Consider the following 20,712-nt stretch of genomic DNA (forward strand, 5'->3'; position numbering starts at 1 on the left):
GATGGAAACCGCCGAGTCGGGGCCGGACTTCGAGATCCGGTGTGGTGGCCGGCGCCTGCCGCCGAACGCCCACAAGGACGTGGAGTCGGTGACCGTGCTGGAGGACCTGAACGCGCTGAGCATGTTCACCGTCACGTTGAAGAACTGGGACGCGGAGCGGCTCGCGGTCACCTGGTCGGACTCCACGCTGTTCGCGGTCGGCACCGAGGTGCGGATCTCGCTCGGGTACGTGAAGGACCTGCACCTGGCGATCACCGGGGAGATCACCAGCCTGGAGCCGTCGTTCGCGGAAGGCCGGCCGCCGACGCTGACCATCCGCGGCTACGACCTGCGACACCGGTTGGCCCGCCGGCAGCGGACCAGGACCTTCACCCGCACCAGGGACAGCACCATCGCTCGGCAGTTGGCCAAGGAAGCGGGTCTGCGCGCCGACGTACCCGACACCCGCACCGACCTCGACTACGTACTGCAGAACAACCAAACCGATCTGGAGTTCCTGCAGCGGAGGGCGGGGCTTCTCGGGTACGAGATTCACGTACGGGACAAGGTGCTGTCCTTCCGGCCGCCGCAGCACGGCCGGGTGCCGGCGGCGAAGCTGCGCGTCGGCGACGACATCTCCCAGTTCACCCCCCGGCTGCGGACCATGGGCCAGGCTGCCGAACACTCCGTACGGGGCTGGGACGTGGCCGCCAAGAAGGCCGTCGTCGCCACGTTCGGCTCCGGATCCGAGTCCACGGCGATGGGTGCTGTCACCGGACCCCGCGAGGTCGGCCGGGTCTTCGGCCGAACCAGATCGACCAGGGCGGACCTGCCGGTGCCGAACCAGGACCGTGCCGACCAGCTTGCCCGGGGACAGTTCAACGACCTGGCGTTGAGCTACATCACCGGCGAGGCCGAGTGCGGCGGGCAGCCTCGCCTGCACGCCGGCGAGGTGGTGCGGATCGAGGGAGCGGGTGAGACCTTCAGCGGTGAGTACTACGTCGTCTCCGTCGAACACTCGGTGACCGCAGCGGCCGGCTACCGGTCCAGCTTCGAAGTACGGAGGAACGCGGCGTGACGGACGTCTACCACCAGTTGGCGGGTGGCGAGCCGGCCCACCCGGACGGGCGGTACCACGGGGTGGTCATCGGCATCGTCACCAACAACAACGACCCGGACGGTCTGGCCCGGGTCAAGGTGGCGCTGCCCTGGCTGGCCGACGATGTCGAGACCGACTGGGCGCGGGTGGCCTCGCCGATGGCCGGCCCCGGCCGTGGCTGCTACTTCCTACCGGAGGTCGGCGACGAGGTGCTGGTCGCCTTCGAACACGGCAATCCGGAGGTCCCCTACGTCGTCGGTGCGTTGTGGAACGGCAAGGACACCCCACCGGTCACCAACGCCGACGGCCGCAACGACGTACGGGTGATGGTCTCCCGCAGCAAGCACGTGATCCGGCTGATCGACACCAAGCAGGACGAGCGGATCGAGATCGTCGACGGCAGCGGCAGGAACAGCATCGTGATCAGTACGAAGGACAACCAGATCACCGTCACCGCGGACGCGGACGTGGTGATCTCCGCCGGCGGGCGGCTGCGGCTGGCCGGTGCCGGCGTCGAGATCACCTCCACGGCCGACGTCAAGGTCGAGGCGAAGTCCGCGCTCGCGGTCAAGTCCAGTGGACAGTTGGACATCAAGGGCAGTCAAGTCAACATCAACTGAATGGGGGGTGAGTTCTCATGGGGCAGTTCGCGGCGAAGCAGGGTGACCGGGTCAACGCGACCGACATCCACATCGTCATGGTGCCCGGGGCACCCGCGCCGACACCGACACCGTTGCCGCATCCCTTCACCGGGATCATCAACGGCGGGCTGAGCGCCGACGTCAAGATCATGGGTAAGCCGGCGGCGGTGGCCGGCTCCACCGCCGAGAACACCCCGGCACACGTACCCACCGCGCCCGGCACGTCGTTCCAGAAGCAGCCGTCGAACACGGCCACCCTCGAAGGCGGCAGCGCGACAGTGAAGATCAACGGAAAGCCGGCGATCAGGTCCGGTGACCTGGCCTCGACCTGCAACGATCCGAAGGACCTGCCGAGCGGCACGGTGCTGGCCACGGGCACGGTGACGATCGGGTGACCGGCACGGTGAAACACGGCTTCCTCGGCACCGGTTGGGCGTTCCCGGTCGGCCACGAGCCGGCGCAGGGCATCCGGCTCAGCGACGACGGCGCGGCACTGATCCGCCAATCGATCGGACTCATCCTCGGCACCGCACCCGGCGAGCGGGTGATGCGGCCGGAATTCGGCTGCGGCATCCACGACATCGTGTTCGACGTCAACGACATCGGCACCGCCGGTCGGGTCAGCCGGTCGGTGCGCGAGGCACTGGCCCGCTGGGAACCCCGGATCGACGTGCTGGACGTCTACGCCGCACCTGACCCCGCCGACCGGCGCCGCCTGCTCATCGAGATCAACTACCAGGTGCGCTCGACCAACAGCCGGTTCAACCTCGTCTACCCCTTCTACCTGACATGACCGGACAGCCCCCACCCATCGATCCCCGCGACCGGGCAGCGCTCGCCGCGCAGACCACCGCGCTGGTGACCCGGTACAGCGACTGGCGGCCACCCGCCGACGGGCGACCCGACGCCGGCCAGGCACTGATCGGCATCTTCGCCCGCTACGCCGAGTTGGTGGTGCAGCGGCTGAACCAGGTGCCCGAACGCGACTACCTCGCGTTCCTCAACCTGATCGGGACCCGGCCGGTGCCGCCGCGACCGGCCCGCGTACCGCTCACCTTCGCCCTGGCCCCGGGCGGCCGCACCGAAGCGGTGGTCCCGGCCGGCACCCAGGTCGCGGCCACCCCGCGCGACGGCGAGGACGACGAGGTCGTCTTCGAGACCGCGACCGACCTGGTGGTCACCCCGGCCCAGCTGCAGGCCGTGCTCGTGGACGACGCGCTGCGGGACAGTTACGCCGACCGCAGCGCCGCGGGTACCGGCCAGCGCGACGAGTCGTTCGCCGCCTTCACCGGTGACCAGCCGGTGCCGCACCGGTTCTACCTGGCCTGCGACCCGGTCCTCGTCACCGAGGGGACCAAGACCGTCGCCGTGCGGTTGACCACCACGGACGTCACGATGCTCGGCGGTTGGCCGATTTCCTGGGCGTACTGGGACGGCGCCCGGTGGCAGCCGGTCGATGCCGACACGGTGCTGACGGACACCGCGTTGGTGGTGACCCTCGCCGGCCTGCCGCCCCTGCCCGCGTACGACGTGAACGGCACCACCGCCGGATGGTTACGCGCACAGCTCGACATGCCGCTGCCCCACCCGGTCCCCGGGCTGGCCCTCGACGCCGTCGCGGCCGGTCAGCGCACCCCGCAGGTTGACGTCGCGGGGGTCTTCCCGTTCGGTGAGAGCAGCCAGGTCAGGCGGTGCTACCTCAGCGTCCCGACGGCGACGGCTCTTCCCGGTGCCGTCGTCCGACTGACCGTCACCCTCGCCCGACCGGCAACGGCCGTCCCGGACACCAGGGTGCAGGTGGTGTGGTCGTACAAGGTCGGCGACGAATGGCAGCCGCTGGGCCAGTCCAGCACGGCGCAGGTGGCGTCCGGATTCGACACTCCCGCCAGGCTGCGCGACGGTACGCAGGCGCTGACCCGCGCCGGCGACATCAGCTTCCGAATGCCGGCCGAGTGGCCGGCCGAGCTGTTCCAGGGACGGTCCGGCCACTGGCTGCGGGCCGAGATCGTCGACGACGGTGCGACGTACGCCACCCTGCCCCAGCTGGCGGCGGTGACCGTCGGCTATGACTGGGAGCTGCCCGTCATCACCGCCATCGACGTATCGATGCAGACGGAACCGGATCCGGTGGCGCTGCCGCGAGCCGTCAGCAACACCAGCCCGATCGACGTGACCAAGGACTTCCGTCCCTTCGGCGAGCAGCCCCGGTTCAACGACACCTGCTACCTGGCCTGCCCGGCGAACCTGGTCTGGCCGGGCGCGGAGCTCGTCGTCGAGGTGACGCTGACCAACGGGCCGGCCGACCCGCCGGGCCCGGACGACCCGGCCGGCCCTGCGGTGCCGCCGGTACGCACCGAGGGTCACCCACGGCTCGTCTGGGAGGCCTGGGACGGCGCGGCCTGGCGTTCGGTGACCGTCGACGATCCGGAGTACGCCTTCACCGACAGCGCCACCGTGACGCTCACCCCGCCGGTCGGCTTCGCGCCCACCGGGGTCAACGGGGTCGAGGAGTACTGGGTGCGGGTCCGGCTGATCGGTGGCGACTACGGGGCCGCGGCCCACTACACGCGCAACGACGACGGCGGCTACGAACTGGTCGACGCGACCTTCGCGCCGCCGGTCGTCACCACGTTGTCGTGGCGGTCCCGCGCTGGTCTCGCCGCCGCGGTCCCGGCACAGGCCTGCGTGACCGAGAACGACTTCCGCCTCGTCACCCACCACCGCGACGGCGACGAGCCGTGGGAGGTCACCCCGTTCGTCCCCAATCCGAGCCGCGAGCCCGCCCTCTACCTCGGCTTCGACCAGCCGTTCGGCAACCGCCCGGTCACGCTCTACCTCCAGGTCGAGCCACCGGCGCCGGAGGAGGTGGCCGCCGACCGGCTCGCCGGGGCCGACCTGACCGACCGGGCCGACCTGGTGTGGGAGTACAGCGGCGTCGACGGCTGGCGGCCATTGGCCGCGATCGACGAGACTGGGACGCTGGGCGACCGTGGCGTGGTCCGCTTCGTCGGTCCGCCGGACCTGACCGCCCGGGAACGTTTCGGTCAGCATCGGCGCTGGCTGCGCCTACGGCACCGGCGCGGCAGCTTCGCGACCCCGCCCCGGCTGCGCCGGGTCGCACCCAACACGACCTGGGCGACGCAGACGACGACCAGCACCGAGGAGATCCTCGGATCGGGCGTCGCCGAGGCCGGCCAACGGCTGACCACCGCGCAGACGCCGGTGCTGGCCGGCCAGCAGCTCGTCGTCCGCGAGCCGCAGCGGCCGTCGCCGGCAGAGGAGGCCGCGCTCGTCGCGGCCGACGGCCCAGGCGCGGTCACCGACGATGCTGAGCAGGCCTGGGTACGCTGGCACGAGGTCACGGACTTCCACCGTTCCGGGCCGGGCGACCGGCACTACACCATCGACGCCGCCACCGGTGAGATCGGATTCGGCGACGGCCAGGCGGGGCGGGTGGTGCCGCTCGGGCAGAACAACGTCCGGATCACCTACCGCACCGGCGGCGGTGAGCAGGGAAACCGTCCGGCGGGCACCGTCGTCACCCTGAAATCTGCGGTGCCCTACCTGGACTCGGTGACCAACCACGAGCCGGCTTCCGGCGGTGCCGGCTGGGAGCCGCTGGACCGGGTGCGGGCCCGGGGACCGAAGGCGCTGCGCCACCGTGACCGGGCGGTCACGGTCGACGACTTCGTGGACCTTGCGTTCGAGTCCTCGGCGGAGGTGGCCCGGGCCCAGGCGGTGCCGCCGAGCGGGTTCGACCCGTTCAACCTGTGGCTCGATCCGGGCGAGCAGCCGGGCGGTGAGCATCAGCAGGCCGACGTCGGCGGGGTCGGGGTCATCGTGGTTCCGGTCTCCACCGCCGCCCGACCGGCGCCCAGCCTGGGGTTGCTGCGCCAGGTGGATCAGCACCTGCGGGCCCGGTGCGCGCCGACCGTCGGCCTCTGGGTCGCCGGACCGGAGTGGATCGAGGTGACCGTCACCGCCACGGTGGTGGCCACCACGTCTGAGTCCGCCGGGCTGGTCCGGGCGCGGGTCGAGCAGACCCTGGACCGCTTCCTGCATCCGCTGACCGGCGGACCGGACGGCACCGGCTGGGCGTTCGGCCGCAAGCCGCACCGCTCGGACCTGTACGCGGCGGTCACCGCCGTCGACGGAGTCGACCATGTCCGCGAGCTCGCGGTGGCGCAGGTGGCCGAATCCGAAGCCCTCGGTGAGCGGCTGGCGGCGGTCCTGGACCGTTCGCTCGCGCAGGGTGCGGCAGAGCCGGTGGCCGCGGACCTGACCCGGTGGCTGGCGCGGGCGCTGGTCTACTCCGGGCGGCACCAGATCACCGTGACCCTTCCAGCGTGAGGACCGCCGTGCCGATTCCGTTGCCGAATCTCGACGACCGCGACTACGACGACCTCGTAGGCGAGGCGCGGTCGCTGATCCCGGCCCTGCTGCCGGAGTGGACCGACCACAACCCGAGCGACCCCGGCATCGTCCTGGTCGAGATGCTGGCCTGGCTGACCGAGATGCAGCTGTACCAGGTCAACCAGATCCCGCAGAGCCACACCCGCAACTTCCTGCAGCTGCTCAACGGCCCGGAGTGGACACCACCGGCCACCGGTGGGCTCGACGACGCCGTCCGGCAGACCGTGGCCGACCTGCACGAGCGCTACCGGGCCGCGACCGCCGACGACTACGAGTACCTGGTCCGTCGGACCTGGCCAACTCAGTCGCAGGCCGCCGGGCTGGCCCCGGTCCAACGGGTCCGGTGCGTCGCCGGCCGCAACCTCGCTGCCGCCGATCCGGCCGCGCCCGCCCCGGCGCACGTCAGCGTCATCGTCGTCCCTGAGCCGGGCGCGGCGACCGACACCCATCCGGTGCCCACCGACGCGCTGACCACCGAGCTGCACGACTTTCTCGAGCCGCGTCGGCTGCTGACCGTACGCCACCATGTCGTCGGCCCGCAGTACGTCGACATCGGCGTCTCGGCCGACCTGGCGCTGCGCGAGGACGCCCCGCCGGCCGACGCCCTCGCCGACGCACAGGCCCGGCTGCACCGGTTCTACGACCCGCTCACCGGCGGTGCCGCCGGCACCGGCTGGCCCTTCGGGCAGGGCATCCACCCGTCCGAGGTGTACGCCGTACTCGAGCAGTCACCGCTGCTCGACTACATCGAGAACGTTCGGCTCACCCCGGTCAACGCAAATGGTGCCGCCGCCGGAGTCGCCGCCGCCAGCGTCGACGGTGTGGCGGGCAGCATCGAGTTGGATGTGCACCAGCTGCCCCGGCTGGCCCGGCTGGCCCTGGTCGGTTACGACACGTACGGCCGCACCCACCTGCCGAGTGGGGAGGGCACGCCATGAGTCGGTACCTCGACCACCTGCCGGCGATGTTCCGGGAGGACCCGTTCGCCGGCCGTTTCCTGCTGGCCTTCGAAGCGATCCTGACCGGCCGCGACGACGTCGAGGGCCTGGAACAGACCATTGAGCGGTCCGCCGACTACATCGACCCGGTGCACACCGGTGAGGACTTCCTGCCGTGGCTGGCCGGGTGGGTGGCGCTGAGCCTACGCGCGGACTGGGACGCGGCCACCAAGCGTGGCTTCATCCGGGAGGTCGTGCCGCTGTACCGGCAGCGGGGGACCCTGGCCGGGCTGCGCCGCATGCTGGAGATCTACCTGCGGCCGTTGGCCGACCAGGTGACCCGGGAGGATGTGGTGATCCTCGACGATTACGACACTCCCGCCCACTACTTCCAGGTCCAGCTGACTCTGGGCGCCGCCGATCGCGACGAGCTGCGCAGGGTGCAGGAGACCGCGCGGGCGATCATCGACCGGGAGAAGCCGGCCCACACGTTCTATGCGCTCAAGGTCGTGGTGCCCACGATGCGGCTGGTATCCGAGGAGCTGAAGGAACGCGAGGGCGGCAAGCCGGAGCGGCTCGTCCTCAACCGCAACACGTTGCTCGGCACGCGCGACTCGACCTGAAACCGGAGGAGGTCCGATGGCGGACTACACCCAACCTGACGTCGTATCGAAGCGTGTCCGCTTCTTCGACGGGCAGTTCCTGGAGGACCAGGACTTCATCGACGAGCAGAAGTTCCACCTGGACCGCGAGCGCCGGCAGAGTCGGCTGCTGCGGCTCACCGGCGTCAGCGACGGCCTGACCCTGACCGCGGCGGACGAGCCGACCACGGTCACCGTCTCCGCCGGGATGGCGGTCGACGCCCTGGGCCGGCACCTCGTCCTGGCCGCCGGCACCGACCTGTCGCTGGGTCCGGGATTCGCCAACCAGCAGAACATCGAGGTGCATCTGGCCTACCAGGAGTCCCCGACGGACGTGGGGCAGACCGGGGACGGAGGGGTAGGCGCCCGACGCTGGGAGGAGCGGCCAAAGGTCGTGGCGGTCGCCCCGAACGGCGCGACGGCGGTCGCCCCCGCCGAGGCCCCGCCCGAGCTGGAGAGGCCGACGGTGCTGCTCGGCCGGCTCACGGTGGCCGACAACGGCGACGTCACGGTCGACCCGACCACCGCCCATCGGTCCAGCCTGTCGATGTCCGGCGGCATCGGGATCGGCACCGACGCCGTCGGCGGCGGTCTGGACGTGGGCGACTTCGACCCGCAGGACCGGCATCTGACGTTCCGGCTCGCCGCCGACGATCAGCGTCGCGGCGGGATAAGGTTCTGGGCCGGCGCGGCCAACCAGGGCTTCTCGGTGGAGTACGACGGACGGTCGGCCGCCGGGCATGGCCTGCACGTGCGGACCCACAACTCGGATCCGGCCGGAACGACCCGGCTCTTCGTCGGCGCGGACGGCCACGTCGGCATCGGCACCACCGACCTGTCGGGTGCCGACGGCTGGGGGCGGGTGGTCGACGTGGTCGGCACGGCGACCACCAAGCTGTCGGTACGCACGGCGAAGGTGGACGGCCGGGTGATGGCGCACGACACCGGGATGTTCGGTGCGCCGGCCGGGATGATCGTGGGCACCGGGACGACGAGCCCGCTGACGCTGGTCACCAGTCAGGCCGCCCGGCTCACCATCAACCCGGCCGGCCAGGTCGGGGTCGGCATGAATGCCGTCGAGGGTCACCAGTTGGCCGTGCGGGCCGAGCACCGGCATCTGCTGTTGCGCCGCGACGCCCGCGACGTCGAGCCGGGACGCAAGCTCGTCTTCCTGGAGCTGCTACAGGCCGACGCGGCGCCGCCCACCGTGCCGCCCACGACGCTCGCCATCCGGTTCCAGCACGGTGGCCGGTACGCGTACCAGCTCGAAGTGGACCCGGACGGTTTCCATTTCAGATCGGGCGATGGCGAGTATCGCGGTGTACATGCCGGGCAGGTGACCGCGAGGACGGTGCGGATCGGTGACGTCGTCATCGGTGAGCGTGAGCTGAAGATCCTGAAGAAGCTGGCCGACAACGAGCTGGTCTGCAAGCTACGGAACACCTTCTACGACAGCTACATCTGGGACAGTGGCAGAAAGTATGACGGCGGCCCATACTTCCACGCCCTGACCTGGATTCCGGGGCAGCCTCCTGCTTCGCACACGAGGACCTTCTGGCAGTTCGAAATCTCCAACGAGTGACAAGCGACCTTCGACGGGACGGACGAACCTATGCGGGAACAACTGGAACAGCGGGTTGCCGAGCTGGAGGCCGAGTTGCGCGCCGGCCAGCAGATGCTCGCCGAGGTGGAGGCCAGGCGGGCCGACATCCAGCAGACCCTGCTGCGGATCACCGGTGCCATCCAGGTGCTCAACGAACTGCTGGCCGCCGAGCCACCCACCGGGCCGGCGGTCGCCGACGCCGACCGGTCAGCGGCCGACGACACCGGTCCGGCACCGACGGCGGTGCCGGACCAGTTGGTGCCCCAGTCGTTGTGATCAGCGGTGGTCGACCGGTGCGCTGGTCGGGCAGGTCCGTCCGGCCAGCCACATCCGGTGGGCGAACAGGCCCAGGTATCCGGCGAGCACCGCGCCGAGCAGGACGCCGAGCATCGCCGCGGTCGCCGAGGTTCATCACCATCATCCGAACGGTCTGCAGCAGCACTGCGACCATCGGCCACAGCCCGTTGAGGATCGCCGCGACGGTCACCGCACCCAAGCCTCGGTAGTTGAACCGGCCGGGCGGTGCGGTGTAGAACCAGGCCAGCACGACGGCGGCGGTGGCGGCCAATGGATGTAGGCCCTGGTAGATGTCCCAGGTCGCCGCCCGACGTGGCGGTCGGCGAGGTACGTTCGGCGCGACGGCCACTGTGGCTGACGAGCGGGCGGCGGCGACGTCGGTCCACGTCCCGATGCTGGAGACGGAGGTGCCGCTGGGCCGGGAGCAGTTCGAGACCGGGAGATCCACCTGCGTCAGCGTACGACGGTCAACTCGCGGTCCCTGTGCGTCGGCGCGGCGCAGTGGACCCTGATCCTGCAGGAGTCGGACCGGGCGGACATGCACTGGGTGGACGCGGGTTCGCCGAGCAACACCGGCACCGCGACGTTCGTTCGTTCCTGAGCCGACGGCGTCCGGCCTACGGCACCAGGTGGATGCGGACGCGACGGGCGGCGACTGCGGCGTCCTGCAGCACGGCGAGCCGTGGCTCGGGGCAGTCCAGCAGGTGCGGGTGGCGCACCGGCAGCAACGGTGCCAGCCGCCGGTCGGCGAGGACCGCGTCGACCATCAACCGGTCGCCGCCGCAGACCAGCGCGCGGATCGGCTCCTCAGCGTCGGCGGGACAGAATGGCAGCAGCACCCGGGCCACGATGTCGGCGGCCCGGCCGGCCGCCGCCGTCGCCTGGTTGTCGCGCCGCCGGGCGTACCGCTGCTGTGACTGCCCGCCGGCGGCGGTGCGTCCCTGCACGTAGTGGCGCTCCACCTTGGACACCGCAACATTGGTGCCGTCGACGACACCGACCGCCACCGCGCCCTTGCGGGCCAGCAGCAGGCCGATGCGCGGCGGCCGGATCAGTGCGGCGAGCAGACCGTCGACGTCGTTGATCCCGTCGACTCCGGGCGGCGGATGCAGGGTCGCCGTGTCGCCGTTGCTGGCCCCGGTCAGGGTCAGCCCGTCCTCGGTGGCGCCGTCGTGCCGGCCGTAGAAGCCGTCCAGCCAGCCCCGCAGACGCTCCGGGGAGATCTCCACCCACCGGCCACCGCCGGCCGCCGGCCGCGCGCCGCGCATCCGCTCAGCCCCCCGGTACGGCGGGGGAGCCAGCCAGCTCGCGGCCGCGTCCGATCAACTGCTCCAGCCGGGCGGTGAGCCGGTCGGCCCGGTCGGCGGCGACGATGTCGGCAAGCAGGTCGGTGTAGTCCATGGTGAGTCGACGGTACCGCCGGACGAAGTCACCTCGCTCCCCGGTGCCGCCGACCGTGTCCTGTTCGCCGCCGGCGTACCTCGTTCGCCCGCACGTACCGGCGGTCCAGGTCGATGATCTGCTGGCCGAGCGTGGCAGCGGCGGCCGACGCATCCGGTCGCGGCGCGTCGGCCAGGGTCGCGCCGTCGGCGACGTGCCGTCACCACCTCGGTGCCGACGGCGCGTCCCATGCCCGGTCCTGCGGTCCGGCTGCGGAACGCCACAGCTCGTCGGCGCGCCGGGCGTGCTGGTGCGCCCGACGTCGGGGCAGCGTCGCCGTGACATATCCGGCGGCCGTCAGCACGGCAGCCCCGACCGGCCACACCAGCCAGGACCATCCCAGGGTCGACCCACCCCGATGATCGAATCATCGGACTGCCGCCGATTCTGCCCGACCGGTGCCAGCTGCCCGGTCGCGGTGCGGCCCAGCTCGGCGGTGCCCGGTGACCGACGACACAGCCGGCCGACGGGGGAAAATGTGTCGGCGGTGTGAGTTGGGACGTTTTAGCCTGGGCCGGTGCCGCCGCTGATCCCGCACCCCGATCCGGGCAGTCCCGATATCCGGGGGCCGGTGCGCTACCTGTGGTGGCTGGTGTGTCGCCAACCGTGGCGGGTACTGCGCGGCGCGTTGCTCAGTACGGTGTGGATGGTCGGCCTGGCCGGTCGGCCGTACCTGGTGGCCCGGGCGATCGACGACGGACTGCGTCCCGGCCGGTGGGCCGTACTGGCGTGGTGGGTCGGCGCCGTCCTGGTCGCCGGGGTGCTGATCTCCGTGGTCGGTGTGCTGCGGCACCGCACGATGACCTACATCCGCGAGGACGCCACCGCCCGGTCCGCCGGGGTGCTGTCGCGGCAGCTGGCGCGCATCGGCGCGGTCCTACCGAGCCGGCTCGCCACCGGCGAGGTGGCCACCGTCGGCGGCACCGACATCACCCACACCTCGCACGTGCTCACCCTGACCGGGCCGGGCGTCGGCGCGGTGCTGGCGTACCTGGTGGTCGCGGTCCTGCTCTGGACGGTCTCGCCGGTGCTTGCTGCGGTCATCCTGATCGGCGTGCCGGTGGTCGCGGCGCTGCTCGGCCCGCTGCTGCGCCGGTTGGACCGGGCCGAGCAGACCTATCGGCGGGAACAGGGCCAGCTCACCGCCCGCGCCGGTGACATCGTCGCCGGGCTGCGGGTGCTGGCCGGGGTCGGCGGTCGGTCCCTGTTCGCCGACCGCTACGTCGAGCACTCTCAGCGGCTGCGTGGGCACGGCTACCGGGTCGCAGCGGTGAACAGCTGGATCGAGGCACTCACCGTCACCGTCCCCGGCCTGTTCCTCGCCGCCGTGGTGTGGATCTCCGCCCGGATGGCGGTCGCCGACGAGATCACCATCGGGGAGCTGGTCGCCGTCTACGGGTACGTGGCCGCGCTGACCGTCCCGGTCTGGTTCCTGCAGGAGGGCAGCTACCAGTTCATCCGGGGCCGGGTCGCGGCCCGCCGGATCGTGGCCCTGCTGCGGCTCACCCCTGACCCGGTGACGGAACTGGCGGTGCGGCGCACCGCCGCTCCACGGCAGCCGGCAGACCTGCACGACCCCGACAGTGGGTTGACCGTGCCGGCGGGACGGATGATCGGGGTGGCGGCCGACGACCCGGGCGACGGGCAGGCCCTGGCCGACCGGCTGGGCCGGTTCCGCCGGTCCGGGGTGACCTGGGGCGCGGTGCCGCTGGGCGCGGTCGCGCTCGACGAGGTGCGGGCCCGGATCCTGGTCGCTGACCACGACGCGTACCTGTTCGCCGGCACGCTGCGGCAGATCCTGCAGGGTGGGCGGGCGGACGAGCCGGACGCGGCCGGTGACCGACGGGTGCGGGCGGCGGTCCGGGTCGCGTCCGCCGACGACGTGCTGACGTCGCTGCCGGACGGCCTGGCTACCCCGATCGGCAGTCGCGCCCGTACCCTCTCCGGTGGCCAGCGCCAGCGGGTCCGGCTGGCCCGGGCGCTGCTGGTGGAGCCGGAGGTGCTGATCCTGATCGAGCCGACCTCGGCGGTCGACGCGCATACCGAGGCACGGGTCGCCGACCGGCTGCGGGTCGCGCGGGCAGACCGGACCACGGTGCTGGTAACCACGTCCCCGCTGCTGCTCGCGGTCACCGACACGGTGGCGTACCTGCGCGGCGGTCGGGTTGTCGGGATCGGCGGCCACCCGGAGCTGCTGGTCGGCGACCCGGACTACCGAGCGCTGGTCGCCCGGGGCGGCGAACTGACCGACGCGGCCGGACCGACCCTGGGGCCGACTGCGGGGCCGACTGCGGGGCCGGCCGCGGGGCCGACGCCCGGGGCGGGGCAACCGTGACCGCCTCCGGTCGGTTGCCGGTGGCCGATCCGCGTACCGTCCGGCGGGCGACCGGTGAACTACTCGGTCAGCAACGCTGGGTGGTCGCCGGCATCCTGGTGCTGCACGTCGGCGCGGCCCTGGCCGGCCTGGCCGGGCCGTGGCTGCTCGGCCGGATCGTCGACGTGGTCACCGTCGGTGCGTCGGTGGCGGCGGTCAATCGGCTGGCAGCGGCGCTGATCGGGTTCGTCCTGCTGGAAGGGCTGCTCACCCGCTTCGCCCGGTACGTCGGGCTGCGCTTCGGCGAACGGGCGGTTGCCCGGCTCCGCGAGGACTTCGTGCACCGCGTCCTCGGACTACCGGTGTCGGTGGTCGAACGAGCCGGCACCGGCGACCTCGCCACCCGCAGCTCCAGTGACGTCGCCACGGTCGGCACCATGGTCCGCGATGTGGTGCCGGTGGTGGTGATCGCCACCGCGCAGCTGGTCCTGCTGCTCGGCGCGGTGTTCTGGCTGCATCCGCTGCTGGGGCTGGCCGGCCTGATCGGCCTGCCGTCGATCGTGGCGGTGACCCGGTGGTACCTGCGTCGGGCGCGCCCGGCCTACCTGACCGAGGGCGCGGCGATGGCCGCGTTGACCGACACGTTGACCACCACCGCCGACGGTGCCCGTACGGTGGAGGCGCTGCGGCTGGGCGACGAACGGATCCGCGCCGGCCGGACCCGGATCGCCGACCTGTGGGCCGCCCGGCGGGCCACCCTCGCACTGCGTTCGGTGTACTTTCCGGTGGCCGAGGCCAGTGTCGCGTTGCCGATCGGTGCCGCGTTGCTGGTCGGCGGGCTGCTGCTGCACCGGGAGACCGTCACCCTCGGCGCGGTGGTCGCCGCCGCGCTCTACCTGCAGCAGGCCGTCGAGCCGTTGGACACCATCCTGCAGTGGATCGAACAGGCCCAGCGTGGGCTGGCGTCGTACGCCCGGGTGCTCGGCGTCGGGCAGGTGCCGCCGGAGCCGCGCGGCCGGAACGCCACGCCGACCGGCCGTGAGGTGCGGGTGACCGGTCTGACCTTCGGCTACGGCGGCGGCGTCGACGTGCTGCGCGGCATCGACCTGACGGTGGCCGCCGGGCAACGGCTGGCGATCGTCGGCCCGTCCGGGGCGGGCAAGTCCACCCTGGCCCGGCTGATCGCCGGCATCGAGGCGCCCCGCGACGGCGCGGTGCTCCTCGGCGGCTGCCCGGTCACCGAACTCGACCCGGCGCAGCGGCGCCGCCGGATCGCCCTGGTTACCCAGGAACACCACGTTTTCATCGGTACGCTGCGTGAGAACCTGCGGTTCGCCGCCCCCGAAGCGTCCGACCAGGCGTTGCGGTCCGCGTTGGTCACCGTCGGTGCCGACTGGTACGCCGACCTGTCCGCCGGCCTGGACACGTTGCTCGGCGACGGCGCGCTCGACCTGCCGGCCGCGCACGCCCAGCAGGTGGCGCTCGCCCGGCTGGTGCTCGCCGATCCGGACATCCTTATCCTGGACGAGGCGACCGCGGCACTGGACCCGACCACCGCTCGCCGGACCGAGCAGGCGTTGGCGGCGGTACTGGCCGGGCGGACCGTCATCGCCATCGCACACCGGTTGAACTCGGCCCACGACGCCGACCGGGTGGCGGTGCTGGACCAGGGTCGAATTACCGAGCAGGGCAGCCACGACGAGTTGATCGCCGCCGACGGCGCATACGCCGCCTTGTGGCGCTCCTGGCACGGCTGACCGCCCCCGGCGGTGGCGTCGGCCGTGCCAGCCGGACCACCCGTACCATCGGCGCAGGTGCGACGGCGAAGGAGTGAGTGTGCTGGTGGTGCAGGGGCTACTCGGCCCCGCCGGTCGGCTCGCCGTCTGGGCCGAGGACTCGACATTGCCGTCGGCGCCGCCCCGGCGGCCGGGGCGGCCGCCGCGCCGCCGGCCGCACCCGTTCGCCGCCGGCCACGAGACCCTGGTCGCCGCGCTGAGCCCACTGCTCGGGCCGGTGGCGGTGAAGGCGGTCACCGGCAGTACGGCGGTCCGGCTGCCGACCATCACCGGTGCTCCGGTCGAGTCACCGGAGCTGGTCCGTACCCAGTCCGACGCGCCGACCACCGGGCTGGCCCGCGACGGCGGCCGCGCCGACTGGCTGGTGTCCACCCTGGAGTTCGACGCCGACGAGGCGTTGCCGGTGCTCTGCACTCTGCACGAGGTCGATCCGGCAGCCGACATCGCGCCTGGCGACGGTCTGCCGGGCGACGGTCTGCCGGGCGACGATCTGCCGGGCGGGCTCGTGATCGGCGCCGGGGTGCGCCACCTGGCGCTGTTCGCCGGGTTCGCCGCCGAACTGGTCGCCCGGGGCCGGGTGCTACCCGCTGCCCGGCCCGGCGCGGCACCCGGGTCGGCCACCGCCTGCTGGCTGCCGCTGCTGACCGGTGTCGACCAACGGTGGGCCCGGTCGCTGGCGTTGGCCACCCCGGCGGCGGCGCTGGCCGCCGGGGCGTCCGGCACCGGACACCGGCGTGTCGCCGAGGCACTGGACGCGCTGACCGACGCCGCCGCCCGCGCCGCGCTGCACGGTGTACGGCTGGCCGAGGACCGTGCCCGGTCCGGGCCGTTGGCCGCCCGCGACGCCTGGCTGGCCGCGTTGACCGGGCCCCGGCGGGACTTCACCGCCCCGGTCGCGGCACTCGACGCGCTCGTCGCCGAGCTGGAGCACTGGCAGCGGGACGCGGCCGGCGGCCCGGTGCGGGCCCTGTTCCGGCTGCGCGAACCCGAACGCGACCCCGATCCCGCCATCGACGATTCCGGCACCGACGGTGACGCCACTGACGGTGCCGCCACCGTCGGCTGGCGGCTGGAGTTCGCGTTGCAGGCCACCGCCGAGCCGAGCCTGCTGGTCGACGCCGCTGCGATCTGGCGCGGCGGCCGGCAGCTTCAGCCGCTCACCCGGCACACCGCCGACCCGCAGGAGACGTTGCTGGCCGAGCTCGGCCGGGCCAGCCGCCTGTGGCCGGCGATCGACGACGCGCTGCGCACCGCCGCCCCCGACGGGATGGACCTGGACGTCGCCGCCGCCCACCGGTTCCTGCGCGACGGCGCGCCGGCCCTGCACGCCGCCGGGTTCGGCGTCCTGCTGCCGTCGTGGTGGCGGCGGCCCACCGCCCGACTCGGTGCCCGGCTGCGGGCGAGCAGCCGTACCGCCCCGGGTACCGTCGCCGTCGACCGCGACTTCGGCACGTCCGCCCTGGTCGACTACCGCTGGGAGGTCGCCCTCGGCGACCAGCCGCTGACCGAACAGGAGCTGCGGGACCTGGCCCGGGCCAAGAGCCCGCTGGTACGGCTACGCGGCGAATGGGTCGAGGTCGACCCGACCCGGCTCGCCGCCGGACTGAAACTGCTGCGCTCCGGGGGTGAGCTGGCCGTCACCGATCTGCTGCGGGTCGCTCTCGACGGCGACGGCGACGGTGTCGCGCTGCCGCTGCCGGTGCTCGGTATCGACGCCGACGGGGCGCTCGGTGACCTGCTCAGCGGAGAGGTGGAGCGCCGGCTCACCCCGGTGACCGAGCCGGCCGGTTTCCGGGGCCGGCTGCGCCCGTACCAGCAGCGGGGTCTGGCCTGGCTGCGGTTCCTGGACTCGTTGGGACTCGGCGGGGTACTCGCCGACGACATGGGACTCGGCAAGACCGTACAGCTGCTCGCCTTGCTCGCCGCCGACGAACCCGACGCCGGACCGACGCTGCTGATCTGTCCGATGTCGCTGGTCGGCAACTGGCAGCGGGAGGCTGCCCGGTTCGTGCCGGACCTGACGGTGCACGTGCACCACGGCGCCGACCGACCCCGCGGCCCGGAATTCGTCGCGGCGGTGACCGACGCCCGGCTGGTGGTCACCACCTACGCGGTGGCCGCCCGGGACGCCGCCGACCTGGCCGGCGTCGGCTGGCACCGGATCATGGTCGACGAGGCGCAGGCGATCAAGAACGCGGCGACCCGGCAGGCCGTCGCGATCCGGTCACTGCCCGCCCGGCACCGGGTCGCGATCACCGGTACGCCGGTGGAGAACCGCCTCGCCGACCTGTGGTCGATCATGGAGTTCGCGAATCCGGGCCTGCTCGGCGGCGCGGCCAGTTTCCGCCGCCGCTACGCCGAACCGGTGGAACGCCACGGCGACGCCGAGGCCGCCCAGCGGCTGCGCCGGATCACCAGCCCGTTCGTGCTGCGCCGGCTCAAGACCGACACCTCGATCATCTCCGACCTGCCGGCCAAGTTGGAGATGGAGGTGGTGTGCAACCTCACCGCCGAGCAGGCGTCGCTCTACCAGGCCGTGGTTGACGACATGATGGGGCGGATCGAGTCCAGCGACGGCGTCGAGCGTCGCGGCCTGGTGCTGGCCACCATGACCAAGCTCAAGCAGATCTGCAACCACCCGGCGCAGTTCCTGCGCGATGGCTCGCACCTGGCCGGACGCTCCGGCAAACTGGCCCGGCTCACCGGGATCCTCGACGAAGTGTTGGCGGCGGGGGAGAAGGCGCTGCTGTTCACCCAGTACGCCGAGTTCGGCGCGATGCTGCGCGGGTACCTGTCGTCGTACACCGGTCGGGAGGTGCTGTTCCTGCACGGCGGCCTGGGCAAGGCGGACCGCGACGACCTGGTGGCCCGGTTCCAGGCCGGCGGCGACGCCGACGGCGACGGGCGGGCCGGTCCGCCGCTGTTCGTTCTGTCGTTGAAGGCCGGCGGCACCGGGCTGACCCTGACCGCCGCCAACCATGTCGTGCATGTGGACCGGTGGTGGAACCCGGCGGTGGAGGACCAGGCCACCGACCGGGCGTTCCGGATCGGCCAGCGGCGGGCGGTGCAGGTCCGCAAGTTCGTTTGCGCCGGCACCGTGGAGGAGAAGATCGCGGCGATGGTGGCGGACAAGCGTGGCCTCGCCGCGACCGTGGTCGGCAGCGGTGAGCAGTGGCTGACCGAGCTGTCGACCGCGCAGCTGCGGGATCTGTTTACATTGGAGGCAGGGGCGGTGGTCGAATGAGCTCGTTCGCCGATTTCGGCCGGCCCCGGCGGGTCGACGGCGGGCTGCGGGCCCGCAGCACCCGGGGCGCGATCGGTCAGTCCTGGTGGTCGCGCCGCTTCGTCGACGTGCTGGAGTCGTTCGCGCTCGGCACCCGGCTGACCCGGGGCCGCTCCTACGCCCGAGCCGGGCAGGTGCTCGCCCTGACTGTGGCACCTGGCGTGGTGACCGCCCAGGTACAGGGTTCCCGGCCCCGGCCGTACCAGGCACGGATCGGGCTGCGGCGCTACGGCGACGCGGTGTGGCGGCGGATCGAAGGCACCCTGGCCGGTCAGGCGCTGTACAGCGCCCGGCTGCTCGCCGGTGACCTGCCGCCGGAGCTGGAGCAGGTGTTCGTCGCCGCCGGGGCACCCCTGTTCCCGGCCGGGGTCGACGAGCTGGCGATGAGCTGCAGCTGTCCCGACACGGCGGTGCCGTGCAAGCATCTGGCCGCTACCTGCTATCTGCTCGCCGAGGAGTTCGACACCGACCCGTTCCAGATCTTGCATTGGCGGGGGCGGGACCGGGCCACCCTACTGCGTCAGTTGCGGCTCGCCCGTGGCGGCGACGGGCCGTCTGCCCGTGGCGACGGCGGTGCGTCGTCCGCCGACGCTGCCCCGCCGTCCACCGACTCCAGTGCGCTGCCGGTGAGGTCCCCGGTCGGTGCCGGCCCCGCGCTGGCTGGCCTGTCCGAACCCGTCGCCACGTCGGACGCCGGATTCTGGCGTGCACCGGTGCCGCTGCCGGACCGTGAGCCGGTCCTGCCGGCCCGCGCCGACCTGCTGCTGCGCCAGCTTGGCGCGCCGTCACCGGCGATCGGCGGACCGGCCCTGGTGACGGTGCTGGGCCGGGCCTACCGGCGGTTCGCCGAACCCGCGCCGGCCGACGACTGACCCGGGCTGCCGGTGCGGCCGGCCGGCGACTGTTCCCGCCGGGCGGCCGACGGCGGACGCGGCTACCAGCGGCGGGCCCGCAGCGCGAGGAGCCCGGCGGCGGTGAGCGCCACCGTGCAGATCGACGCGGCGATCCAGCCGCCGAACAGGGCGAGCAGCGGCACCACCGCCCAGAGCAGCACACAGGCGATGATCGCCGCCCGATTCCGCCGGTTGGCGGCCTGATCGCCCAGGCGGGCGACGAAGTCCGGATCGGTCGTCCGCAGATGGCGGGCGATCTGGTCGAACCGGCGTTGATCCTCCCTGCTGAGCATGGCGTGCCTTCCCTCCGAACGTCCCGACGGCCGTGCCGTGGTGGCGAGGTCCGGTAACCCGGATCCGTACCGAACCGATGCGTACCGAACGGCCATCGGGGCATTACCCAATCGCCCGCCGCTCACGCAGCCCGGTCCTGCAGCTTGCGCCTCAACCGGCAAACAGGACGGCCGCCGGCCCGGGACCGTCAGGTCCCGGGCCGGCGGCAGCCGGGAAGATCCGCCTACCCGGGTGAGCACCCGGGCCGGTGGAGTCGCCCGCAGGTGACTGCTGGGAAGGTCACAACGCCCGGCGCAGGGTGGACGTCTGCCGGGGGACGAACACCGCGGCCGCCGGAGCGAGCGGTACGGTGCCCGGCAGCGGCCCGACCGGCGCGCTGCGGGGCTGCGGCAGCCGTGGTGGCGCGGCGGCGGCTTCCCGGGCGTCGACGATGATCCGCTGCACGGCGTACGAGTCAGGTAGCCGCCAGCCGACCTCGTCCGGATCGACCGCCCAGCGGACCGGCCCCTGTGGCAGTACCGTCGGTGGGGCGGGGATCCAGGAGCCCGGCCCGTGCTGGATGACGTCCAGGGAATCGGCCAGCTCCGGGCGCAGCGCGTCACCCGGGCGTACCAGGAACATCCACCGCCCGGTCGGGGTGACCGCGACCGGCCCGCGCAGCTGGCCCCGGCCGGGCGCCGCGGCACCGCCGCGCAGCCGCAGCGTGCACAGCGTCCGCAGGCCGAGCCGGGCCGGCACGTCGAGTACGTCGAACGCCTGTCCGGTGGTCAGCAGGACGGTATGCGGCTGCTGGCGCCACCACGAGCCGACCTGGTGGCGCTGGTCGCTGGCGTCCCGTTCCCAGTGCTGCAACGCTGGATGACAGCCTGTGGTGGGGCAGCCGGGGCGGTCGCACCGGAAGCGCCCCTGGTGCAGGTACGCCCCTGGCGTCACCGGCCAGCCGTGCCTGGCGTAGCGCAGCGCGCCGCGGCGTAGCCGCAGGCGGACGAAAGGCGGTTGGACCGTCCACCGCATGATCGAGATTCCTCCAAGACATCTGGGTGCCGGCCGGACCACTGCCGGGTCCGGCCGGTCGGATCAG

The 20,712-nt window shown here is 72.8% G+C and carries 18 protein-coding genes; 13 read left to right on the top strand and 5 right to left on the bottom strand.

Going from position 1 to position 20,712, the window contains the following annotated elements:
- Position 1: 1 nt before the first annotated feature.
- Genes ACFHW1_RS07925 through ACFHW1_RS07965 form a run of 9 tightly spaced genes read left to right on the top strand, consistent with a single transcriptional unit; the run spans position 2 to position 9,590 of the window.
- Positions 2–1,057 carry a phage late control D family protein gene (locus tag ACFHW1_RS07925; RefSeq protein ID WP_416615147.1) on the top strand — a complete coding sequence of 352 codons (1,056 nt, stop codon included), beginning with the start codon at positions 2–4 and terminating at the stop codon, positions 1,055–1,057.
- Positions 1,054–1,698, top strand: coding sequence for a phage baseplate assembly protein V (locus ACFHW1_RS07930; protein ID WP_416556330.1), 645 nt, complete (start codon positions 1,054–1,056; stop codon positions 1,696–1,698). The genes ACFHW1_RS07925 and ACFHW1_RS07930 overlap by 4 nt, the downstream gene beginning before the upstream one ends.
- 17 nt (positions 1,699–1,715) lie before the next feature.
- The gene (locus ACFHW1_RS07935; RefSeq protein WP_416556331.1) at positions 1,716–2,114 is read left to right on the top strand and encodes a PAAR domain-containing protein; all 399 of its coding nucleotides are present in this window, start codon (positions 1,716–1,718) and stop codon (positions 2,112–2,114) included.
- Positions 2,111–2,512 carry a GPW/gp25 family protein gene (locus tag ACFHW1_RS07940; protein ID WP_416556332.1) on the top strand — a complete coding sequence of 134 codons (402 nt, stop codon included), beginning with the start codon at positions 2,111–2,113 and terminating at the stop codon, positions 2,510–2,512. The genes ACFHW1_RS07935 and ACFHW1_RS07940 overlap by 4 nt, the downstream gene beginning before the upstream one ends.
- Positions 2,509–6,069: a putative baseplate assembly protein gene (locus ACFHW1_RS07945; RefSeq protein ID WP_416615148.1), complete on the top strand. Its 3,561-nt coding sequence runs from the start codon at positions 2,509–2,511 to the stop codon at positions 6,067–6,069. The genes ACFHW1_RS07940 and ACFHW1_RS07945 overlap by 4 nt, the downstream gene beginning before the upstream one ends.
- Positions 6,066–7,070, top strand: a complete 1,005-nt coding sequence (locus tag ACFHW1_RS07950; RefSeq protein ID WP_416556334.1) for a hypothetical protein — start codon at positions 6,066–6,068, stop codon at positions 7,068–7,070. The genes ACFHW1_RS07945 and ACFHW1_RS07950 overlap by 4 nt, the downstream gene beginning before the upstream one ends.
- Complete coding sequence (locus tag ACFHW1_RS07955) at positions 7,067–7,693, top strand: phage tail protein (RefSeq protein WP_416556335.1); 627 nt, start codon at positions 7,067–7,069, stop codon at positions 7,691–7,693. Before ACFHW1_RS07950 ends, ACFHW1_RS07955 begins: the two co-directional genes overlap by 4 nt.
- A gap of 16 nt (positions 7,694–7,709) precedes the next feature.
- Complete coding sequence (locus ACFHW1_RS07960; RefSeq protein ID WP_416615150.1) at positions 7,710–9,293, top strand: hypothetical protein; 1,584 nt, start codon at positions 7,710–7,712, stop codon at positions 9,291–9,293.
- 30 nt (positions 9,294–9,323) lie between these two features.
- Positions 9,324–9,590, top strand: coding sequence for a hypothetical protein (locus ACFHW1_RS07965; protein ID WP_416556337.1), 267 nt, complete (start codon positions 9,324–9,326; stop codon positions 9,588–9,590).
- 638 nt (positions 9,591–10,228) lie between these two features.
- Here the strand turns inward: ACFHW1_RS07965 and ACFHW1_RS07970 are convergent.
- The 3 genes from ACFHW1_RS07970 to ACFHW1_RS07980 all read right to left on the bottom strand — a co-directional run bounded on the left by ACFHW1_RS07970 (position 10,229) and on the right by ACFHW1_RS07980 (position 11,376).
- Entirely contained in the window at positions 10,229–10,879 is a 651-nt protein-coding gene (locus tag ACFHW1_RS07970; protein WP_416556338.1) for an acVLRF1 family peptidyl-tRNA hydrolase, read from the bottom strand.
- Positions 10,880–10,883: 4 nt separating this feature from the next.
- Entirely contained in the window at positions 10,884–11,012 is a 129-nt protein-coding gene (locus ACFHW1_RS07975; RefSeq protein WP_416556339.1) for a hypothetical protein, read from the bottom strand.
- Positions 11,013–11,211: 199 nt separating this feature from the next.
- On the bottom strand, positions 11,212–11,376 hold the full coding sequence (locus ACFHW1_RS07980; protein WP_416615152.1) for a hypothetical protein: 165 nt from the start codon (positions 11,374–11,376) through the stop codon (positions 11,212–11,214).
- A 192-nt stretch (positions 11,377–11,568) separates the two neighbouring features.
- Here ACFHW1_RS07980 and ACFHW1_RS07985 point away from each other — a divergent pair, with 192 nt between their 5' ends.
- From ACFHW1_RS07985 to ACFHW1_RS08000, 4 genes are all read left to right on the top strand, one after another.
- The gene (locus ACFHW1_RS07985) at positions 11,569–13,386 is read left to right on the top strand and encodes an ABC transporter transmembrane domain-containing protein (protein WP_416556341.1); all 1,818 of its coding nucleotides are present in this window, start codon (positions 11,569–11,571) and stop codon (positions 13,384–13,386) included.
- The gene (locus ACFHW1_RS07990; protein ID WP_416556342.1) at positions 13,383–15,122 is read left to right on the top strand and encodes an ABC transporter ATP-binding protein; all 1,740 of its coding nucleotides are present in this window, start codon (positions 13,383–13,385) and stop codon (positions 15,120–15,122) included. The genes ACFHW1_RS07985 and ACFHW1_RS07990 overlap by 4 nt, the downstream gene beginning before the upstream one ends.
- Before the next feature lie 79 nt (positions 15,123–15,201).
- Positions 15,202–18,405, top strand: a complete 3,204-nt coding sequence (locus ACFHW1_RS07995) for an SNF2-related protein (protein ID WP_416615154.1) — start codon at positions 15,202–15,204, stop codon at positions 18,403–18,405.
- Positions 18,402–19,316 carry an SWIM zinc finger family protein gene (locus ACFHW1_RS08000; protein WP_416556344.1) on the top strand — a complete coding sequence of 305 codons (915 nt, stop codon included), beginning with the start codon at positions 18,402–18,404 and terminating at the stop codon, positions 19,314–19,316. The genes ACFHW1_RS07995 and ACFHW1_RS08000 overlap by 4 nt, the downstream gene beginning before the upstream one ends.
- A gap of 62 nt (positions 19,317–19,378) precedes the next feature.
- Here the strand turns inward: ACFHW1_RS08000 and ACFHW1_RS08005 are convergent, their stop codons facing one another.
- Positions 19,379–19,630 carry a DUF3040 domain-containing protein gene (locus ACFHW1_RS08005; protein WP_416556345.1) on the bottom strand — a complete coding sequence of 84 codons (252 nt, stop codon included), beginning with the start codon at positions 19,628–19,630 and terminating at the stop codon, positions 19,379–19,381.
- 280 nt (positions 19,631–19,910) lie between these two features.
- Entirely contained in the window at positions 19,911–20,645 is a 735-nt protein-coding gene (locus ACFHW1_RS08010; RefSeq protein ID WP_416556346.1) for a bifunctional DNA primase/polymerase, read from the bottom strand.
- Between the last annotated feature and the right edge of the window lie 67 nt (positions 20,646–20,712).

The organism is Micromonospora sp. LOL_014 (genome assembly GCF_048060245.1).
GTDB lineage: Bacteria > Actinomycetota > Actinomycetes > Mycobacteriales > Micromonosporaceae > Micromonospora_E.